Below are 20938 nucleotides of genomic sequence, written 5' to 3'. Positions count from 1 at the left end.
TATTTTGTGAACTTATTCTTTCAAATGAATCACGTGATAATTCATATTTCGATGAAATTTAGTATATGTAGTAAAAATATTATGTTTCACTGTCAGATCAAAGGTATCGACAAAATTTCTAATAATAAGACGAATTTTGCAATAGAACCATGTTCGCGCGTTCATCTTTCGACTTTTATGTAAAACAAAAAGTACTTTTTATTTCACTGGTTTATGGTATTTTCTCAGTTACAGTTCGCTGGACAGCATACAAGAAAATACCCCTAGGTTCTGGATGACTTAAGACAATCCAGAACTGGGGTCATAACGATTAGTATCTTTATTTCATATGGTTTGATGTACTGTTGGAAGCATACACCATTCTGTTTCTTTTATCATTTCGTAAACCGATACCCCACTCCCCAAATGGTCTCAACATAAGGTTGATCGAATGGATCCAATTCAATCTTTTGGCGTAGCTTTTTAATGTGTACAGCAACGGTGGTCGTATCTCCTGAGGCCTCCATCCCCCATACTCGCTCAAACAATTGATCTTTGCTGAATACTCTGTCCGGATGCTCAGCCATAAAAGTCAACAAGTCGAACTCCTTAGCTGTCAACGTGATCTCGAGCCCGTTGATCAATACTCTACGTGATACCTTATCGATAAATAACCCTCGAATGTAAACCTCATCCTTATTCTTATCTCGTTTTCCTGTTAAACGATCATATCGAGAAAGATGGGCATTTACCCGTGCCACCAGTTCGCTGGGGCCAAAAGGTTTAATGATGTAATCATCAGCTCCGAATCCCAAACCTTTGATTTTATCGATTTCCTCCCTTTTGGCGGAAACCATGAGGATAGGGATATCCTTGTGATCACGTACTTGTCTGCAGATTTCATAGCCGTCTACCTTCGGCAGCATAATGTCTAGAATCAGCAAGTCATAATTATGCATAAGCGCTCTTTGCAAGCCCTTTTCTCCAGATTGCTCGATGTCAACGGAATAACCGTTTACTTCCAAATAATCTTTTGCGAGCTCTGCAATACTTGGTTCATCTTCAACGATCAAAATCTTTCGCAATTCCGTCACCCTCTTTACTTACCACTTTTTTTAACGTAAAAGAAATGATTGTCCCGTTGTTTCTTTCACTAGTTGCCCAGATTTTTCCGCCATGTTCATGAATGATCTGTTGTGCGATAGACAATCCTAATCCACTCCCGCCTGTTTTGGTATTTCTTGATTGTTCAACACGATAAAATCGTTCAAAAATGTATGGTAGCGCATCTGCTTCTATACCTGGACCATTATCCCCGATATCGATCGTGACCATATCTCCAACCAAATACGTTCGAACTCCGATGTACCCATCTTCCTTATCCATGTATTTCACACTGTTCCAGATAATATTCGTGATCACTCGTTTCAGTTTATTCCGATCAGCCAGCACATAAAGTGGTGCTTGTCCTTCTCCTATTCGTTCAATTACTATACCCCGTTCCTCTACCTCCAACTGCAGTTCCTCAATACAATCGGACAGGTAGTCGTGGATTTCTACAGGTTCATATGTGAACGGTTCTTGTTTCAAGTCAAGCTTTGAGAACAAGAACAAATCATCGACCAACCGATCCATGTCAAACACTTTCTTATAAATGACTTGCAGGTATCGGTTCAATTTTTCAGGTGTACGTGCCACGCCATCTTGAATACCTTGGACGTATCCTTTGATCGCCATAATCGGCGTTTTTAAATCATGGGAAATATTAGAGATTAGTTCTTTACGATTCTCTTCGTAAAGGATTTGCCTATCGCGCGAATATTTGAGCTGTTCACGCATTTCTTCAAATGCGGAGCCGAGTTCGCCAATCTCGTCCTTGGAGATTACAGCCACACTGGAGTCCAGATTGCCGCTTTTGATTTTCTCTGCTGCACATTTTAAATTATCTATCGGTCGAATAATACTTCTCGACACGAAATAGGTGAGTCCCCCGTTCGTCAGCACTAACGCAAACAACAAGGCAGTAAAGATGAACGGATAAAATTTTCGCGTGGCATGTTCCATCGTACTCAAGTCCTTCAGCAAATAAATGCTGATTATTTCGTTTGTTTCCGAGTAATAGTTCAGTTGCTTATAGTAAAAGAAACGACTATCAAGCCGAATTTCCGGGTCTTGTTTGACAGACGAGCCAACTGCTGGAAGGGCTGCGATAATCGCGGGGTCCTTCAGAAAAGGAGATACATATGTTACCTGATGTTGATTTCGGATGATGAGTCCTGCGTTAATGCTGTTCAAAGATTGATCTGTTGCCGTTATAAACTCGGGGTCTTGCAGCTTGTGCGGTGCAAATTGGGACAAGACTTTAAGTTCAGTAAAGACATCGTCTTCATCTAGAGAATCTCTCTGTCCAATCTGGTCATGGTTGTAACCTCCCTTCAACTCGAAAACCTCCTCAGTGATTCGAAAATCACCGAAGTAAACAAGACTGACTAGCATGATGGCCAGGAAAAATATCACCAGTGGAAATATGGACATCACAATATACGATAATAGTAGACGAATACGTATTGACATTGGGCATCCTCCACATCCCTCGTGCTTTTTAGAATTAGAAAAACAATAAACGGATGTGATTAATAACGTACGGGAACCCTGCATTGGGGATCTTCCAAATCATCTCCATTTTGTTAACGACCGCATCTCGTTGCTTCTCGATAGTCGGTTGGAACGCTGGCTTTTTCATCGGAATTACTTTCAACATCAATACAGAGAAACCCCGTGTGATTCTTACATCGTACTAAAAAATCTTGCTGACTAACAGAATAGTGATTACAAAGATTACCGATAAGAATGATGATCTACGTTTTTGACGATAAGTCATTTACTCTTTTTGGTTTAGTTTATCCTTTTTTCGAAATAAACAAACGAGAGAAATGAGCAATGATAATCCTTCTTTCTTATTGAATACTCATCATTAACGCAAAATACCCGGAAATTGCCTGCAATAATCCCATGCCTACACTGAACAGAGTCGACATCTTCCTGACATACGAAAAAAGAATCAAACTTCCAAACAAGATAGTTACCACTGTCAAAAGTAATCCGATGGGAGTTACGGTCAGTGACAGATCAGGATTTCCTATCATTTGTCCTTGATACAGAAGAGTAAACAATGGAGACGTATTGGTCATCTGTAAGGATGTTGCTACATCGTGAGGAGGCTCCAGTTGCCCCATGTAGCCGGTGGCTGCAAAGATACCCAATACAAAAACACTTTCTGCGCGCAACCAGAAAACAGGTGAGAAATCCGGTTGTGCCTTGACTCGTTTCTTGAGTAAAAAACCGCTGACAAAACCAAACAAAAGCAACGGTAGAAACAACAGATGTTTGATTAGCAGTGCCTGACCATATGGAAGAATCACTGCATTCATATACTCTGGAGCTATGAACAGAGTCAAAATAATGCCAGTGGCAAGGGTAACGCCCGAGCAAATCATTGCGATCGGATGAAACTAAGCCAAGAAACAAAGCCAGTTAGCGTTTCCTTTTGAAAACCAAGCAACTACAATCAAGATCCCAATCCACAGACTAAGGGAAAGTACATGAAGAGAATGTGTGATAAATCCTCTTCCTTCTACAACAGATGCTGCGTGACTTCCCCATCCCATTGTCAGAATCAGCCCGCATATAACTGCAAGTATCACCCGAAGAACAGGCAGGAAGGTGAAGACTGCAATCCCTCCAATTGTAACTAGCTGAATGTTTCTAGGCACTAGAATATGCGGTTTGCTCCCATCAGATATGAGCTGCAAGAACAGAGTACCCATGTGCAAGGTAAGGCATGTATAAAAAGCGATTTCACTCAGTGTAAACATTACCTCACCTTGTTCCGGAAGACGTAGACCAAGCAAAGCAATGCCAATACGACAAGTATGGTAACTTCGATTATAGCAATGTTTCCCGTAAAAGAAGTTTGCGTGACGGCTGTTGCCTCAACAGGTGCAGTCGTTGCAGATGAGCTACCAGATTCGTTGGTATTATCTAGAACGGGTGTTTGTGTTTCGTTTGGATTTTTTACGGTAAAAGAGAACTTGCCATCAATTGGATGACCATCTGCTCCAACAATTTTCCAGTTTACGGTATAGCTCCCGTCTTCCAAAGTATCGACCACTTCAGATTTCATTGTTTTCCCGTCAATTTGGATGCTTCCGATTTCAATTGTTTCCCCTTTTTCATTAGCGAGAGAATATGTGCTTTTCTGCTCAACTTTTGTGTTAAACTCCAGGACGATTTCTCTAACTTCTTCAACGGTTTGCTTGTCTTGCGGGCTGGATGTTTTTAAACCGGTGTGGGCAAAGACCGACTGTGAAAATAGAAAAAGCGTACATACCACGAAAAAGAGAATGTATTTCCACATACCTAAAGTGCTTCCTTGATGTGTTTGCAACTGAACTCACGTCCTATTTTTATAGTTGGGAGAACCTCTACTATTGACGGAGAGGTTCTCAGAACATTTACATGAACTGATACAACAGCACTGCCTAGCAAGAGTGTAAAGATAAACGTAACACATGACAGAATAACTCTATGAATTGATCACTTATCCAACTGATTTTCCTGATTACTCGGGATGATTCCCTGAATGGTCTCCAACTGTAAATGGTGTGGATATTCCGTCGTAATTCATCATGGTATGCATACCATTAGCAGCATGCTTGAGATTATGGCAGTGGAGCATCCATAAGCCCGGATTATTAGCTTTCATCGCAATCTCATAGGTCTCTCCCGGGAATATATTAATTGTATCGAGATACACTGGGCTTCCCTCAAGAGGTTTCCCGTTCTTTGAAATCACTTGGAATGTATGTCCATGCAAATGCATCGGATGGATGTCTTTTCCTTTGTTTCTTAGTACGACTTTAACGGAATCACCTTTCTTCATTTCAATCGGCGGAATGTCCGGTGCGGCTTTTCCATTGATGGTGTAAACCCATTCCTTTTGTCCATTTAACAAGCCTAAACCCTCGGATAGATCCATTTCATACGTTTTGGTGAACTTCGAATCCACCGTGAACATTCCCTTTTGGGGAGTACCGTATTTCGAAAAATCGAACCAGATGAAGTTCTTCGGGTCAATGTTAAAGGCGGTTGGTTCTCCGTTTCCAATCGTTGCGGACATCATTTGATTAGCCTGTTTAGAAGGATCAGCATTAATAAGCTGTACACTGCCCTTTTGCGGCATTCTGAAACTAATGTCATATCGCTGGCCAGGCCCAATTGGCAGCAAAGTATTTTCGATAGGTGTTCCGCCGACAAGATCACGCCCATCCAGAGCTATCACCTGAAAACGTACGCCTGGAACTGTCATTAGATGGGTCTGATTCCCCGTATTGACGAGGCGAAGGCGGACCAGTTCTCCTGCTTTTGCGTCTAGATGCAGTCCCTCACTCGTTCCATTGAGCGTAAAAACGTCATAGTCATTCTGATCTGATAAAGCCTCCCATTGTTTTGTAGAAGGGGTCATCTTGCGGTCGTTCACACCATATGATTCAGAGGATCTTTTTGCAGTATTACCTTCATGAAATCTGTTAGAATCAAATTGATTTTTGTTACCATCCTTCTTATTTCGTTTGTCAAAATTATTATTATCGTCATTGTCATTGCCGTTATCCCTTGAATCATTACCATTCTCTTTTGTATCCCATTCGTGTAATGCTATCGTGTAATCCTTGTCGTAGGTAACGATCGCCTGCTTCGGTTCAACAACAATCGTTCCAAATAGACCTCGCTCTGTCTGCAAGGCACTGTTTTGATGGGAATGATACCAGTATGTGCCCACTTGGTCAGCATTGAAGGTATACGTATACGTGCCACCAGGTTTTACAGCATCTTGTGTTACTCCGGCTACCCCATCCACTGCTGCAGGGATATCTAAACCATGCCAATGGATGGTTAAACTCACTGGCAGTTTATTGGTCAAATTGACAACCACCCGCTCCCCTTGTTTTACACGAATTTCAGGACCTGGAGAGGTTCCATTGTACGTCCATGCTTCGATGGTTTTTCCATTACCCAAACGAATATTGGCTATTTCCGCTGTTAAATTGAATGTTTTGACAGGTGCATTCGTTTTCGGTGCAACTAAAGATGTGATCGGTATCGCTTTCGGATCGGTTGAGCCCATGCTCATTGTGTGTGATGCTGTCTGCGTTTGTGAAGTGGGGCTTACAGAATCAAAATTCGTTTTGAAACCGAGCAAATAAACACTTATAGCCCCAATTATTAAGACAGAAATAGTTGTTATCCCTTTTTTCATCGTAAATCTCCCACATTTAGATTTTTGGTGCAAACATACTGTTTTTTTGCATTTTCATTGATCACCTCAATTGGATTTCCAAAGTATCATTCTGTTTCATCATCATATCCGGTAAACAAAAACATTTTTTGAATCAATCTTAAAAAAACTTTTAAAAATATAGGATTTTTTATTAAATGAAGGGATCTCTAAGCGTGATTACGGCAAAACAAGGCAAATACTGATATGTCACTCTTTTGAAACGAAAAACTCGCGGATCATTTCCCGCAAGTAATTTTTCGTTCGTTAAGTATTAAATTATTGTTACTAAAGGATATTGAATTTTCTCATTGCAGCTTGCAGTGGGGTTTCACCATATATAACGGTTTCATACCGATAATTTCGCCTTTTTTTAGTCGTATCAAAAGGACAGGTTCATTCAATTTTTTCTTGTATGCTTTTTGGCCACCAATAAAGTTTTAATGGATCATGCGTCATCTTGTTAAATTGGATGATATAAAATGGAATGCCTTCATAATCAAACGGTGCGTACCAGTCCAAGTGCCCTTTGCTTACATTCTCATTAGCTATTCGCAGCCAATTTTTCGAGCAAAAGCAATTTTGGACTGATCGGTAGGATAAAGAAATATGACTCCTTTCAGCATTTTCACCATTCTAACAAAACTATCTGTAGTAGTTTTTTTACATTTAGAGTAAGATAAATTTGAATTATAGTAATTATTTTACTTTTATAGATTTAACTACCACCCTAGTTTGATAGCATGGTTACTGTCTTAATTAGAGGAGATGAAAAAATGAACAGACGGTTAATTGAGGAAGAGCTTTCAGCTTATACGGTTGATCCCCTCGCATTTCTTACAGAAAAGGCAAGACAAACCGATGTGATTCGATTACATCAAAAAAGTGGAAAAAGTATGTATTTTTTACTTCATCCCGATGACATCAAGGAAGTTTTAGTTACTCAACATCATCTTTTCGTAAAAGGACGTGGTGCACGGTTAGTTAAAATTATGCTGCTCGGGGACGGCATTATAACCACTGACGGAGATCAGCATCGGAAAGCAAGGACAATGATGAATCCTCATTTTCGAGCGAGTGATATTGCTAGTTATGTCAAGATTATGGTTCGTGAAACCAATGCAATGCTAGATCATTGGAGTAACGGTGGGATGATAAATATTAATCATGAGATGGCCAGGCTTGTACTTCGCATCACAAATCGGTCTCTTTTCGGATATGAAATCGAACAAGATATTGAACCATTCATTAATGGAATATGGAAAATCAGCGAGCTCATGCGGCACCAAAACACACCATCTCTTTCTGTCAAAAACCCTAGAAATATTATTAGAGAGCTAGACAAAATTGTTTATGGCATGATGGAAAAGTATCGCTCTAATCCAAAACAGTCCAGACATACTCTACTCGCCACATTGATGGAGTCTGATATGTCCAATGAAGCTATCCGTGATCAAATCATGTCAATGACAGCAGCAAGTTTTGAAACAACAGCGTCCGCTTTGACATGGACGTTATATTTACTCTGTCAGCATCCCGAATGCATAGAGAACATCGTGCAGGAAGCAAAAACCTACGAATGTGGGGATCGGTCACCAGATATCCATACCTTAAATGGATTGGTGTATACATCTGCCGTTATCAAAGAATCTTTGAGACTGTACCCCCCCTCTTGGGCACTTACTAGGGAAGCTACAGAAGATGTGAACATCCATGGCGTTATGTACCCACAGGCAAGTGATATCTATATACCTCAATACATACTTCACCGTGATGAGCGTTATTTTGAGAAACCAAATCAATTTCTTCCAGAACGGTTTCTTCCTGGCTCTCCAGCCCCATCTCCTTATGTTTATTTCCCGTTCGGTCTTGGTCCTCGAAGTTGTATAGGTATGAATTTTGCCATCATGGAAATTAGCACGGTCCTTTCGCTGCTTCTTAGTCGCTTTACTTTACACATTCCCGAAGACCAGCCCCCCCTTACACCACAGATCGGTTTCTCAATGACTCCGAGTAACCTATATGTACAAGCCAAAAGACAACATCCGATATTTGTATGATCATGCTGTTCGGTGAAAATATAGTTTTAGACTAGAACATAAAGTAGTGGACGGATGAGCTAACTTTGCTGATCGGGACAAAAAAGAAGCTAGAGAAAATTCCCTAGCTTCTTTACTATTTCGGGACTTTTTAGACAGCCCCTTTAATACAAGATCTTACGTCTTCCGAACGTAGTTGACCAAGAGGATATAGTCAAGCAAATTACGCAGGTATGGCAAATCTATTTCCGGATATTCAAAATTCAACTTTTTCAGATACGCTATCGTGAATGTCGATTGCTGGACAATCCTTGGTAGCTGCTGATCTGTCGTTCCCTCATTCTTGGCATACAACATCCTGACCCCAAAACTTCCTGATCCTCCATCTCCTCTCAGTGTTTGCTCGATGTATCGCTCCAAGTCTTCCGCTGCCATTACCCTAATTGAAAATCCACTCGCTTGGAAAGCATCATACAAACGTTGCCCCAATACATAATGATGGTTATATATATGAAACGTTTTTCCTTCTGTTTCCGTTTGTATGATGGATACAATGGCCTCTGCGCAAATATCAACGGGTGTAAACTCCACAGGCTGACTCAACATTTCCGAAGACATAATACCTGTTTCCATTATAGACTTCAAATTCATATAGAACATGTTTTCCTCGATATTCTCTTGGAAGACGCCGTCCGAAAATCTCCCTGTTAAATTCCCCACACGATAAACAGAACCTCTTAATCCTTTCTTCAGCTTTTCGTAGATCAATTTCTCCGCCTCAAACTTAGATCGGATGTACACATTATCCTTATAATTTTGACCTACATAGAAATCGTTTTCTGTGAAAGTAACAACACCTGGAGAATCCCCTGGGACAGTAGAGCCAGATACACTCATCGTGGATACATGATGAAGCGGAATCTGATTATATAAGCAGAAATCCACCAAATTCTGTACGATTAGCACATTCGATTTATCAAAATCTTCTTCGAATCCAAAATGTTTGACCAGTGCTGCCGTATTGATAACCGTATCTATTGTGTCTCCCAGCCGTAGAAGCTCTTCTAGCTCAATCCCTAAACCGCTGTCGGAAATATCACCAGCATACACACGAATCCGCTCAAACCAGGCTTGCAACTGTACCTCACTTGTAGACTTGTAATAAAACCGCATTTTATCCTTTAATCGGTTAAAGACCATCGTTCGATTACTACCGCGAATAATACAATGGATTGAGGCATCTGTTTTGGTAAGAAGCTCGTAGAGCACATGAATTCCAAGAAAACCGGTCGCCCCTAGTAACAAAACCTCGCCTAGCGTACGTCTTAGGACTTTGGACTGTGTCTCCTGATGTAATTCTCCACGAAGATCAATCCATTCGATTTGCGTATCATCTATCCCTGTTTTCCCACTTGATTTTCCGTCTATTTTCGCTGCGATTTCCTCTATTGTATGGAAATCGTAGAAATCCTTGATATTCAGATTCCAATTCAGTAAAAAGGACTTGGTCAACAAATTTAGAATCATCAAGGAATGACCACCAAGTTCAAAAAAATTACTGTAAATACCAATTTGTTCTTCAGGGATTCCTAGGACCTCAGCAAATAGACCTATCAACCGAGCTTGCGTCTGCGTACTTGCAGCAACTGGTACGTCTGTATCTTTCAACGTATCCGCCGGTTTAGGCAACAATTTACGATCCACTTTCCCATTTGGAGTGAGAGGAAAACGCTCCAGCTTCATAAGATAGGACGGAAGCATATACTGCGGTAACTGCTTGGACAGCTCGACTCTTAGTTCATTAAACGTTCGTTTTTGATCACCTGTGAAATAGGCGCATAAATAAGCTTGTCCCGCTTCGTCTTCTCTGGATATCGCCACTGCTTCGAGAACCCCATCTATCCCCAGCAGCTTCTCTTCCACCTCGCCAAGTTCAATCCGATATCCCCGAATTTTCACTTGTTGGTCGATCCTTCCTACATATTCAAGACTACCATCCGGTAGCCATCTAGCGAGATCACCAGAACGGTACATTCTCTCTCCAGGTACAAATGGATTTTCCACAAACTTTTCCAACGTCAAAGCGGGACTCCCCAGATACCCGCGAGCTAAGCCGACCCCAGCGATGCACAGTTCTCCCACAACACCTACAGGCTGCAAATTTCTGAAAGCATCCAGAATATAGACCTGATGATTTGAAATCGGGCAGCCGATCGAAATCTTACTACTTCCAGTCGGATCCAATACTACTGACCCAATCGTAGTTGCGATTGAATCTTCCGTCGGTCCATACGCATTGAAGTACATCAGATGTGGGCTCCACTTTAACACCAATTGTGGAGAAGATGCCGAACCAGCCGTTATTAATACCCTTAAATGAGACATCTGCTTTGGATCTAAATAAGTTGCATATGATGGTGGTAATGTCGCGATGGAAATGCGATGCTCCGCCATATACCTTTCAAATAGTTGAAAGTTAAGGATTGTGGCGTTTGTGGGTACAAATAAAGTCGCCCCACAAAATAGCGCTTGAAAAATTTCCCAAACAGAAGCGTCAAAGGACAGGCTGGCGAACTGTATCACGTTGTCATGCTCACGGATTGAGAGCTTTTGATCAAACAATGCTTTTAGGTTGCATACGCCTCGATGTTCAAGCATAACTCCTTTCGGCTTCCCGGTTGTTCCTGAAGTATAAATCACATACGCCAGATGATTTATTTCTGCCACCTGAGCTAAGTTAGAACCGTCTTCTCCGTCCCCACTTTCTTCGCCAAGTGTTATCCTCTTGCCGTCAAACACAACCCGATCCTTCAGGTGGTTTTGCAACAGCAAATGCTTTGCTCCTGAATCTGCCAGCATATAATTTATCCGTTCTTCTGGATAATTCGGATCGATCGGTACAAAGGCGCCTCCTGCTTTCAATATCGCCAGCACACCCACAATCATTTCGATTGACCGCTCAACCATGAGTCCGACCAAGTGATCTGGCTTGACTCCTTGTGATCGAAGTTTCCGGGCCAATCTGTTCGACTTCTCGTTCAGCTCGCGGTAGGTGAGGTGCTTGTCTTCATACACCACTGCAGTCATATCTGGCGTTCGCTCTACCTGACCCTCGAACAAACCGTGTATCGTCGTTTTGCGCGGATATTCACATACCTGAGAATTAAATTCTTCTCTGATCTTACGCTTATCCTTCTCTGCAAGAAGCTCCAATTCAGGTAAGTGAATGTATGGATTCTCCATAATTTGCGCAAGGAGATACATCCAATGCTTTTGTATCGAGACTACATCTGATTCATTGTACACACTAGCATTGTAGCCAAAGCAAACCTCGATATCCTCAGATGGTACGATAATCACATTAAAGTCATAGTTTGTTTGTTCTGCTGACTTTATGTTACGAAGGGCAAAAGACGCTCCTCCGTCGTTACCAAACTGCTCCAACTGCTTGTCCATCGGATAATTTTCGAAGACCATCAAATGCTTGATCAAGTCCTGCCTCTGGTCGCTAAGGGTTTGAATTTCATAGAGCGGGTATGTGTCATACGCAAGTGAGGCCAAAGCCTGCTCTTGTGTCTTTCTCATAACATCTGCAAAAGAATCTGTTTCCTCGGCTTTGATTCGTACCGGAATGGTATTGATAAAGAGGCCAATGATGCTCTCCACGCCCCTCAACTCTGCCGGTCTACCGGACACGACACTACCAAAAATGACATCCGCATGGTTGTTATATTTCTGAAGCAAAATCCCCCATGCCGTTTGTATTAATGTATTTAGTGTCACCTCGTGCTTACTTGCCATCTCTTGTAATCGTTGGCTCCATTCTTTGCCTAGATTAAATCTCAATTGTTTAGAAACATAGCCATCTGCCCCGCTAGAAGTTAAGCCAAAGGGGAGCTCTGTGCTATATTCGAATCCTGCCAAATACTCGCGCCAGTAATGAACAGCTGCTTTCTCATCCTGCTGATCCAACCACGCAATATATCTACTAAATGAAACAGTTTCGACATCCCTCGGCAGCTCATTTCTCATCAAAATGGAATACGTGTCGAATATTTCATTTAACATCAAAGACAAACTCCAGCCATCCATGATGATATGATGCGTATTCCAGATCATCTGGTATACTTGTTCTTCCTTACGTAGAACGAAAACCCGCAAAAGCGTATCCGTACCTAGGTCGAAGCCTCTAGCTTTTTCCTCTATGATCAGATTGGAGATATATTGCTCCTGATGGTCCTTCTCCATTTCTGTTAAATCCCGGTACAAAAACTCACTTTGTCTTTTTTTGAATACTACCTGCTGATATTCTCCATTTCCTCCGAGGAGAAAGTTGGTGCGAAGCGCCTCGTGCCTTTGAATGAAGCAGTCAAGACTTCGCTTAAAATGGTCGATATCCAATGCCCCGTGAAAATCAAATGACAATTCACTAAAATAAGTGGAAGGTTCCAATAGGCTTTGAAAAAGAATCCCCTTTTGCATCGGCGTGAGCGTATACACATTCTCAAGCTGACCACGAGGAGAAATTCTATCCGCCAATAAGTCTAACGCCTCAATAGTCATTCCCTTCATACCAATATCGCTAGGAGTCAACTCCGGTTTTTCTTTCCCCACACAATGACTTATAACTGCTTGGAGACTTTCTTTCAGTAGCACAGCAAAACTCTCTATCTCTTCCATATCGTATTGTATCGTGTTGTAACTGATAACAAATGAAAGTGTGCCGTTTGACACCACTCCGTTGATATCGATCGAGTACGTACTGTAGGAACGAGGGCTAACAAGGTTTCCACTTGAAAAAGGAGATTGCTGGAAAATGCTATTATGTTGGTTTTGATCGAATTGACCCAGATAGTTAAAGCTGATTTCTGGCGCGAATGCTAAATCATCGCCGTGGTGGAATGGATTCAGGTATTTCTCAATACCGAAGCCCATTCCTTTATGTGGAATTTGGCGAAGCTGTTCTTTTACATACTTGATTTGCATGCCAATTGAGAGATCTTCCCTTATCTCCAAATAAACAGGAAACTCGCTTGTGAACCAACCCACGGTACGGGAAATATCAAGATCTACAGGAATACCTTCCCGGCCATGACTCTCCAGATTAATTAGCACATGTTTCATACCCGTCCAATGGTGAATCGCCAAGCCTAGTGCCGTCAGGAGAAGATCGTTCACTTCCGTATTGTATGCTCGGTGCGTCAGCTTTAAAAGCTGTTCTGTTTCCACGTTGTTCAACAGAACGATTACGTTTTTAATGTCTTTGGCCACTGGCATCTCTTGGGTGTTTTTTGCTAGCAAGCATTCGTGCTGGAACCTGCCACCCTGCCTCCAGTACTCCCGATCACTCTGGAATAAAGAGCTCTGAGAGAAGAGGGACAACTGTTCTGTCCAATCTCGGAAGGAATCCGTTTTTTTCGGCAAACAAATAGTATCACCAGCAAGAGATTGCTCATAACCTGTTGCCAAATCATCAAGCAGGATCCTCCATGAAATCCCGTCCACCACGAAATGATGGATGACAATAAGCAAATGGTCTCCGTCCACGCAGCGGAACAAACCACCCTTCACCAACGGACCGTTTTTTAGGCAAATACTACTTTGGATCTCGTTAGCATGAATCTCTATATATTGTGCTGGATTTTTCATATTCCTGAAATCAAATACCTCTAAACTAAATAGTTCACCTTCCTGAACGCCCCGTATCCAAGCTTCTACCCCAGTTTCTGATTCCCTTAGTACCGTTCGCAGCGCATCGTGATGTACGACGATCTTTTCCAATGCTTCGCAGAGTGAACCTTCGTCCCACCCCTGCTTCCGAAATAGCATGACCGCTTGGTTAAAATGATGTGGATCAACAGTCCATACTTGATTAAACCAATGTTGAATCGGTGTAAGTTTACTTGGTCCCTCCACCGTTCCTTGTTCCGCTACTCTGCTAACAGGAACGATAAAGGCGCTTATTTTGGCGATAGTCGTATATTTAAATAAATCTTTTACGTTTAGCCTGTATCCCGCTTGATACAGTCTGGAAGCAACCTGAATCGATTTAATCGAGTCGCCCCCTAGTTCAAAAAAATGATCTCTGATCCCGATTTTTTCGACGCCTAGAACACTCTGCCATATCGATACGAGAACGCTTTCCACCGTATTTCTTGGAGATTCATACGAACTTTCGGTCATTCGCCTCCCTGAAGGTGCAGGTAGGGCTTTACGATCAACTTTCCCATTCGGAGTCAGTGGTAGCTGGGGTAGTTGTACAAAGTGTGTCGGTATCATGTATGCGGGCAGTTTTTCCAAGAGAGCATCCCTAAGTTCGTTACTAGAATAAGGCCGATCTCCAACAAAATAGGCGCACAGCCTCTTCTGCTCGTATTCATCACGTGTGATAGCAATAGCACGTTTTATACCAACTATGCTCAATAACTGCGATTCAATTTCACCCAACTCGATCCGGTAACCGTTGAATTTGATCTGGTCGTCTAACCGTCCCAAATATTCGACATTCCCGTCAGGTAACCATCTTGCCAAATCTCCTGTCCTGTATATCTTTCCGTTTAGCTGGTAAGGATTGTCCACAAATTTTTGAGACGTTTTTACTAAATCGTTGAAATACCCCCGACCTACGCAGTCACCACCTATATATAACTCTCCAACAACACCGATAGGCTGAGGTGCTAACTCCGCATTTAGAATGTACAGATGAACCGACGGCAAAGCTTTGCCAATTGGTACACGCATAAGTGGTTTGAATGTCGACTGTTCAAAATAGCAAGCATCGATACACGTCTCAGTCACTCCATAGCTGTTAAGAATTCTCATATGTGTACCGTACCGTTTGAACAATTTGAGATATTCTTCTACTGGAAAATGATCTGCTCCTATGACAAGTAACTGAAGACTATCGATGTCTAAGCGATTTTCATAAACATAATCCATAAATGGGATGACTATTGCTGGTGTTGTATCCCACGCTTGAATGTTATGCTTCCGAAACAATTCATACATTTCTGCTGGATTGAGCCTCGCATAGCTGGAGCAAAGGATCAGTTCACCACCGAATAAGAGAGCACGTATCCAGTCGCCGGTAAAGACATCGAATGAAAAGCTTGCCGTTTGTAGCCACCTAATAGCCGCATTCTCCAATTGGTACGCTTGATTCCAAGCACTTGCCATCACCATCATTTGCTGATGTTCAATCATGACGCCCTTTGGTCGTCCGGTCGTTCCTGAAGTGTATATGACATAGCCCAGATTCGTCGGCGCATGGATCGACACGAGGTTCGTGCTCTCTTCAGCATAAGACACTGATTCATCTAGCATGATCCACCTGCCTGCAAAGAAAGCCTTCTCCTTCAAGTGGGTTTGTGCAAGGAGCACTTCAACCTGCGAATCCTCTAGCATAAACTCGATGCGCTCCGCAGGATATCCGGGATCTATTGGCACAAAGGCGCCTCCTGATTTGAGGACTGCTAAAATACCAATAATCATCTCCAGCGAACGTTCCGCAAGTATACCTACTAACTGATCTGGTTGCACACATTGAGCCCGTAATGTGCGAGCCAGCCGATTGGCCTTTTCATTAAGCTCCTTGTAAGTAATCCGTTCCCCTTCGAACCACACCGCAATCTGTTCAGGCGTTCGTACTACCTGCTCCTCAAACAAGATGTTGATCGTCTTCTCCCGTGAATAATTGGCATATTCAGGACTGCTAAATTCATGAAGAATCTTTGTCTCTTCCGCTGGTGTTATCATTCGGATGTGAGCAAGCTTTGTTGAAGGATCTTCCACAATAGATCTGATTAATTGACTATAGTGCTTAGCCATTCGCTCGATCGTATCTGGATCGAACAAGGCAGTAGCATATTCAAAACTGCACTCCAACCCGTTCTCGCATTCAGTTACGTCAAAACTCAAATCAAATTTTGATATCGAATAATCGCTAGGGTACCGTTTCAACAGTAAACCATCCATTTGCACATCAAGATTTATCTCATTATGCAAAGTAAACAACGTATTAAACACTGGGTTACGGCTGACATCCCGCTGAATTTGCAGTCTATCTACCAACTGATCAAACGGATAGTCTTGATGTTCGAAAGCTCCTAGCGTCGTTTGTCTAACTTCTTCGAGAAAAGATAGAAATGATTGATCACCCCTCGGGTAGCTTCGGATAGCGAGCGTGTTCACAAACATGCCCATCAGTGGATAAAGGTCCTCATGGGATCTACCCGCAATTGGCGTACCCACAATGATATCTTCCTGCCCCGTATATTTATGAAGCATGAGAGTATAGACCGCGAGTAGTACCATGAACAATGTCGTTCCGGTATCCTCCGAGAGATGCCGAATTCCCTCTCTCGTCTGAGCTTCGATCACAAATCGGAAAGTTTGCCCGTTGTAAGTTTGAATAGACGGTCGTGAATAATCCAAAGGCAACTCTAGATTCGGGAGATCTCCGCTTAGCACATCCAGCCAATATGCCTCTTGCCGTTTCATGATATCCTGCAAGTTCGATTGCTGCCACACGGCGTAGTCTTTGTACTGAATCCGTAGATCAGGCAACTTTGTCCCATTATATAAGTGAACAAGATCCCTCAGTAGGATCGATATGGAAACCCCATCCGCTATGATGTGATGCATGTCAATAAATAGAAGATGGCGTTCACTCGTTATTTGAATGAGCCCAACCCTCAAAAGCGGTGCCTTCTTAAGATCAAATGGACGAATGAATGTCCTGAACAGTTTCGTTGCTTCCTCCTCACAAGCTATATGAAAGTCCAAAGCAAAGTCCACTTCCCGATATATTCGTTGCGAAGGCTCCCCTTCTACCATCTCAAAGCCGGTTCGCAGGGTTTCATGACGTGAGATTAAATCGCGGAATGCAGTCTCCAGACGGAATCGACATAGCAATCCCTCGATCAACAGCATGCCAGGCATATTGTAAATAAGTTTTCCATCCTCTAAGTGGTTTAATATATACATACGTTTTTGAGCGGAAGACAATGGGTACGACTCCCTGTCTTCGATTACGGGAATGGCGGTGTAGACGACTTTCTCTTTGCCTCTAATAACTTGAGCCATTTGCTCGATGGTTTGGGTCTGAAAAACTTCTCGCAAACTAAGGTTGATATGCAACTCTTTATGAAGCTTGGTCACCAGAGTAGCAGCCCTTAGTGAATGGCCCCCTATATCAAAGAAATTGTCCTCAATACTGATGCTTTGTATTTGTAGTACATCCTGCCATACCTCATGGAGTTTTTGTTCCAGTGCATTTCGGGGACCTACGCCCTCCTCTTCAGTAAGCATGCTTGTTTCCGGGGCAGGCAGTGCTTTTGAGTCGACCTTCCCGTTTGCAGTGAGTGGCAATCGCTCCATACGTATGTAGCAGGAAGGGATCATATATCCAGGTAGTTCTTTAGAAAGGATCGTTCTTAGTTGGCGAGGCGTCCAGTGCCCATCATCAACGAAATATGCGCAAAGTTGTACCTGACCATATACATCTTTCCAGGGTACTACCACTGTTTCCTTTATGGATTCAATATCCAGAAGATGTGTTTCCACTTCTCCAAGCTCAACGCGAAATCCACGGATTTTAACCTGATTGTCCATACGTCCTAAATATTCAATATTCCCATCTGGCAACCACCTTGCTAGGTCGCCTGTCCGATACATTCTTTTTTCCGGATCAAATGGGTTAGTAATGAATTTCTCTGACGTCATGTCAGGAAGGTTAACATAGCTACGAGCAAGTCCTACGCCACTAATGCATAATTCACCGGACACGCCGATTGGTTGCAAGTCAAAATCCGGACTTATGATATATATCCCGGTATTCCAAATGGGACGTCCTATAGATGGAATACTTGGGACATTGCCAGATTTCGGGTGAATAGCAAGTGCAGTAACTACATGTGTTTCCGACGGACCATAATGATTATGTAGTATTACTTCATTTTCTTGTAAAAATGATCTCAGATCTGGATTAATAACCAATTGTTCGCCAGCGACAATGAGGTGACGTAACCTGCCTTTAAACAAACCTTTTAATAAATCTATTTCTGAAGCCACATATTTTAGATAGGCGGTAGAAAAATATACGACTTCTAGTTCATTCTCTGCAATAAACTGAACGACTGCTTCGGGATTCCCCTTTTGCTCATCTGGTATTACATGTAGCTCGGCGCCACATAATAACGCACTGAAAATTTCTTGATAGCAGACATCGAAGTTAATGGAAGCAAACTGGAGTATCTTAGGGTAGGGAAGGTCCGTCATCATTTCAGTCTGTTGCCATTGAATTAGATTTGTTATTGTACCGTGTTCAATAATAATTCCTTTCGGCGTCCCGGTGGAGCCAGAAGTATAAATAATATATAGAGGACCGGGATCTTTTCTAGATCGTAGCACATGGGAAGATGACATACCTGTTGCAGAAGTGAGTGCTTGATCTATGGAGAGTACCGTTTGTTCATCATATAGTTCCTCTAACTTAGAGCCATCTGTGAGTATAAGAATTGGACGGCTGTCATTAAGCATGTATCGAATTCGTTCCTGAGGATAATCGGGATCAAGAGGCAGAATGACCGCTCCCGTTTTCAATATGGCCAGGATACTTAATAAATAAAGGTCTGAACGAACCATCATGACCCCTACAACACTCTCCTCGCCGACTCCCTTCGCTTGTAGTAATCGGGCCAATTGATTCGTTTTCCTATCCAACTCCGCATAGGTTAGCGATCTTTCTTTGAATACAATAGCTATGTTATCGGGTGTCAAAGAAGCTTGCTCTGCAAACATCTCATGAACACTCTTCTTCTTCAATTCTTTCTCTGTATCGTTGAAGTCTTCCAGAAGCACCTTTCTTTCTGACTGGTCCAACAGTTGCAATTCCTTCAATCTGATGTTTTTCTTGTCGAGAATTTCACTAATAATACACTTCAATCTCCAATAAATGAGATCGATTTCCTCATCGCTGAATTGGTCCGTTTTATAATCTATATACAGGGTAAGCTTATGTTCATTCCCTTCACGTATGCTTACCTGAAGTGGTTCGATTTGTTGTCCAGTGAAATGCCATTCTGAAATAACAGGTACTCCATTGATTTTATGAAAAGACTTGGAATTCAAAAAATTCAATGTAACATCATGTAGACTTTCAAGATTACCGTGCTTTGTTTGTAATATGGGAAACAATAGATCAAACGGATATTTTTGATGAATATAAGAACGTTTAGTCTCTTGGTGGACATAAGTCATCAGCTCGGAAATGGTTACGTTAGGGGAACTCTTCAGTCTAAGTGGTAGGGTAGATGTACACATGCCAAAAAGGGCTCGCTCTTCTTTGCCCGCTCTGTTGTATACAGGAGTACCTAAAACAATATCCTCAATATTATAAACTTTATGCAGATAGACATACATGACTGAAGTAAAGAAAGTATTGTACGATTTTTGATTGTCACTAATAAAGTTTCGAATAGATGCAGATTGTTCATCGGTAAACAGATACGTTTTCCGATTGGCTTTTATCTGCTTACTATCAGTCATTGCTCTTTCTGGTAAATCTGCATATTTTTCTAGCCAAAAATTCTCATTTTTGATAAACCTATCTGAAGAATCTAAGTATGCAGCCTCTTTTTCCAAATAATCGATATAGGAGAATGTGTGATTATGAAATGTATCTAGTAAAGACGATTGTAGGGATGGGTCTCCCTGTGCTTGATAGTAATCCCAAATGAAATTAACAAATAATGCATTTGACCATCCATCTGAAATGATATGGTGTATTTTAAAAATAAATCCTTGTCTATCCTCAATTTTGAAAAAATAAATTGCGAACAACGGGGTATCAAGCATGTTGTGTTGAAAATATTCCTTCGCTAATAATCTTCGGTCAAATTCCTCCCACGGATTTTCGTACATATTAAAATAAATGGTTTCAAAATGAATGGGATCAAAGTCAGAAAAATACTGTTTGATTTCTCCATCAACAGAAGATAACCTCAGCCGGATACTTTCATGCTTTCGCATGAAAAGAGTAATGGCTTCTTCAAGGACTTCAAAGTTAATGTCTTGTTGAACATACGAACTTATCGTTTGCAAATTTATGCTGGTGTCAGGATACAGATTTTCGATATACCAGATTCTTTTTTGTGCATGAGATAATCTGTAAAACTGATCGGGATTTTCGCTTCTCATTTTTTCCTCCACCTATTCTTTTTTTTGTGTATAGACAGAGAAAAGTAGCCTACTTTTTTCTGCCCCATATGAGGAGATAATTTCAGTGTGTAACCACGTTCTTTCAGGTGATGTTCAATCTCCGAACGTAATGATCGTTGAACCGTCTTTCCTGTCCCCACATTAAAATTTCACCTCCACAGCAATAAAACCAGAAACATCTGGCTTACAGTATTTTACAGCATTCGTGAATTGTATGTAAATATTTCCCTTCTAATATGGTATTGTCGGCATCCTTGAAGCAACCTACTACTATCGGAAGAACAAATTGGAGCGTAGGAATGACATTGCGGTTAACGGATTTCTTTGGAGCATCAACAAAAACAGACCAAAACTTGTACAATACAGT

Annotated in this window: 8 protein-coding genes; 1 reads left to right on the top strand and 7 read right to left on the bottom strand. The window is 41.8% G+C overall.

All coding sequences use genetic code 11. The features are described 5' to 3' along the window. Positions 1–374: 374 nt before the first annotated feature. From C7R93_RS12330 to C7R93_RS12305, 6 genes are all read right to left on the bottom strand, one after another. Complete coding sequence (locus C7R93_RS12330) at positions 375–1064, bottom strand: response regulator transcription factor (RefSeq protein WP_208637813.1); 690 nt, start codon at positions 1062–1064, stop codon at positions 375–377. After that, complete coding sequence (locus C7R93_RS12325) at positions 1042–2553, bottom strand: sensor histidine kinase (protein WP_106839082.1); 1512 nt, start codon at positions 2551–2553, stop codon at positions 1042–1044. Before C7R93_RS12325 ends, C7R93_RS12330 begins: the two co-directional genes overlap by 23 nt. A 34-nt stretch (positions 2554–2587) precedes the next feature. Then, on the bottom strand, positions 2588–2743 hold the full coding sequence (locus tag C7R93_RS30030) for a hypothetical protein (RefSeq protein WP_158264022.1): 156 nt from the start codon (positions 2741–2743) through the stop codon (positions 2588–2590). Between the two features lie 193 nt (positions 2744–2936). After that, the gene (locus C7R93_RS12320) at positions 2937–3482 is read right to left on the bottom strand and encodes a CopD family protein (protein WP_341866931.1); all 546 of its coding nucleotides are present in this window, start codon (positions 3480–3482) and stop codon (positions 2937–2939) included. Positions 3483–3853: 371 nt separating this feature from the next. Then, a complete protein-coding gene (locus tag C7R93_RS12310; protein WP_146142426.1) occupies positions 3854–4426 on the bottom strand; it encodes a copper resistance CopC family protein in 573 nt (190 codons plus the stop codon). A gap of 174 nt (positions 4427–4600) precedes the next feature. Continuing rightward, positions 4601–6295, bottom strand: a complete 1695-nt coding sequence (locus tag C7R93_RS12305) for a multicopper oxidase family protein (RefSeq protein ID WP_244191519.1) — start codon at positions 6293–6295, stop codon at positions 4601–4603. 794 nt (positions 6296–7089) lie between these two features. On the opposite strand from C7R93_RS12305, the gene C7R93_RS12300 reads away from it, so the two are divergent. Continuing rightward, the gene (locus tag C7R93_RS12300; protein WP_158264021.1) at positions 7090–8373 is read left to right on the top strand and encodes a cytochrome P450; all 1284 of its coding nucleotides are present in this window, start codon (positions 7090–7092) and stop codon (positions 8371–8373) included. A 156-nt stretch (positions 8374–8529) separates the two neighbouring features. Here C7R93_RS12300 and C7R93_RS12295 read toward each other — a convergent pair whose 3' ends face one another. Continuing rightward, on the bottom strand, positions 8530–20550 hold the full coding sequence (locus C7R93_RS12295) for a non-ribosomal peptide synthetase (protein WP_106839077.1): 12021 nt from the start codon (positions 20548–20550) through the stop codon (positions 8530–8532). Positions 20551–20938: the final 388 nt, after the last annotated feature.

The organism is Brevibacillus fortis (assembly GCF_003013395.1).
Classification (GTDB): domain Bacteria; phylum Bacillota; class Bacilli; order Brevibacillales; family Brevibacillaceae; genus Brevibacillus; species Brevibacillus fortis.
This window is presented reverse-complemented; position numbering and strand designations above follow the sequence as displayed.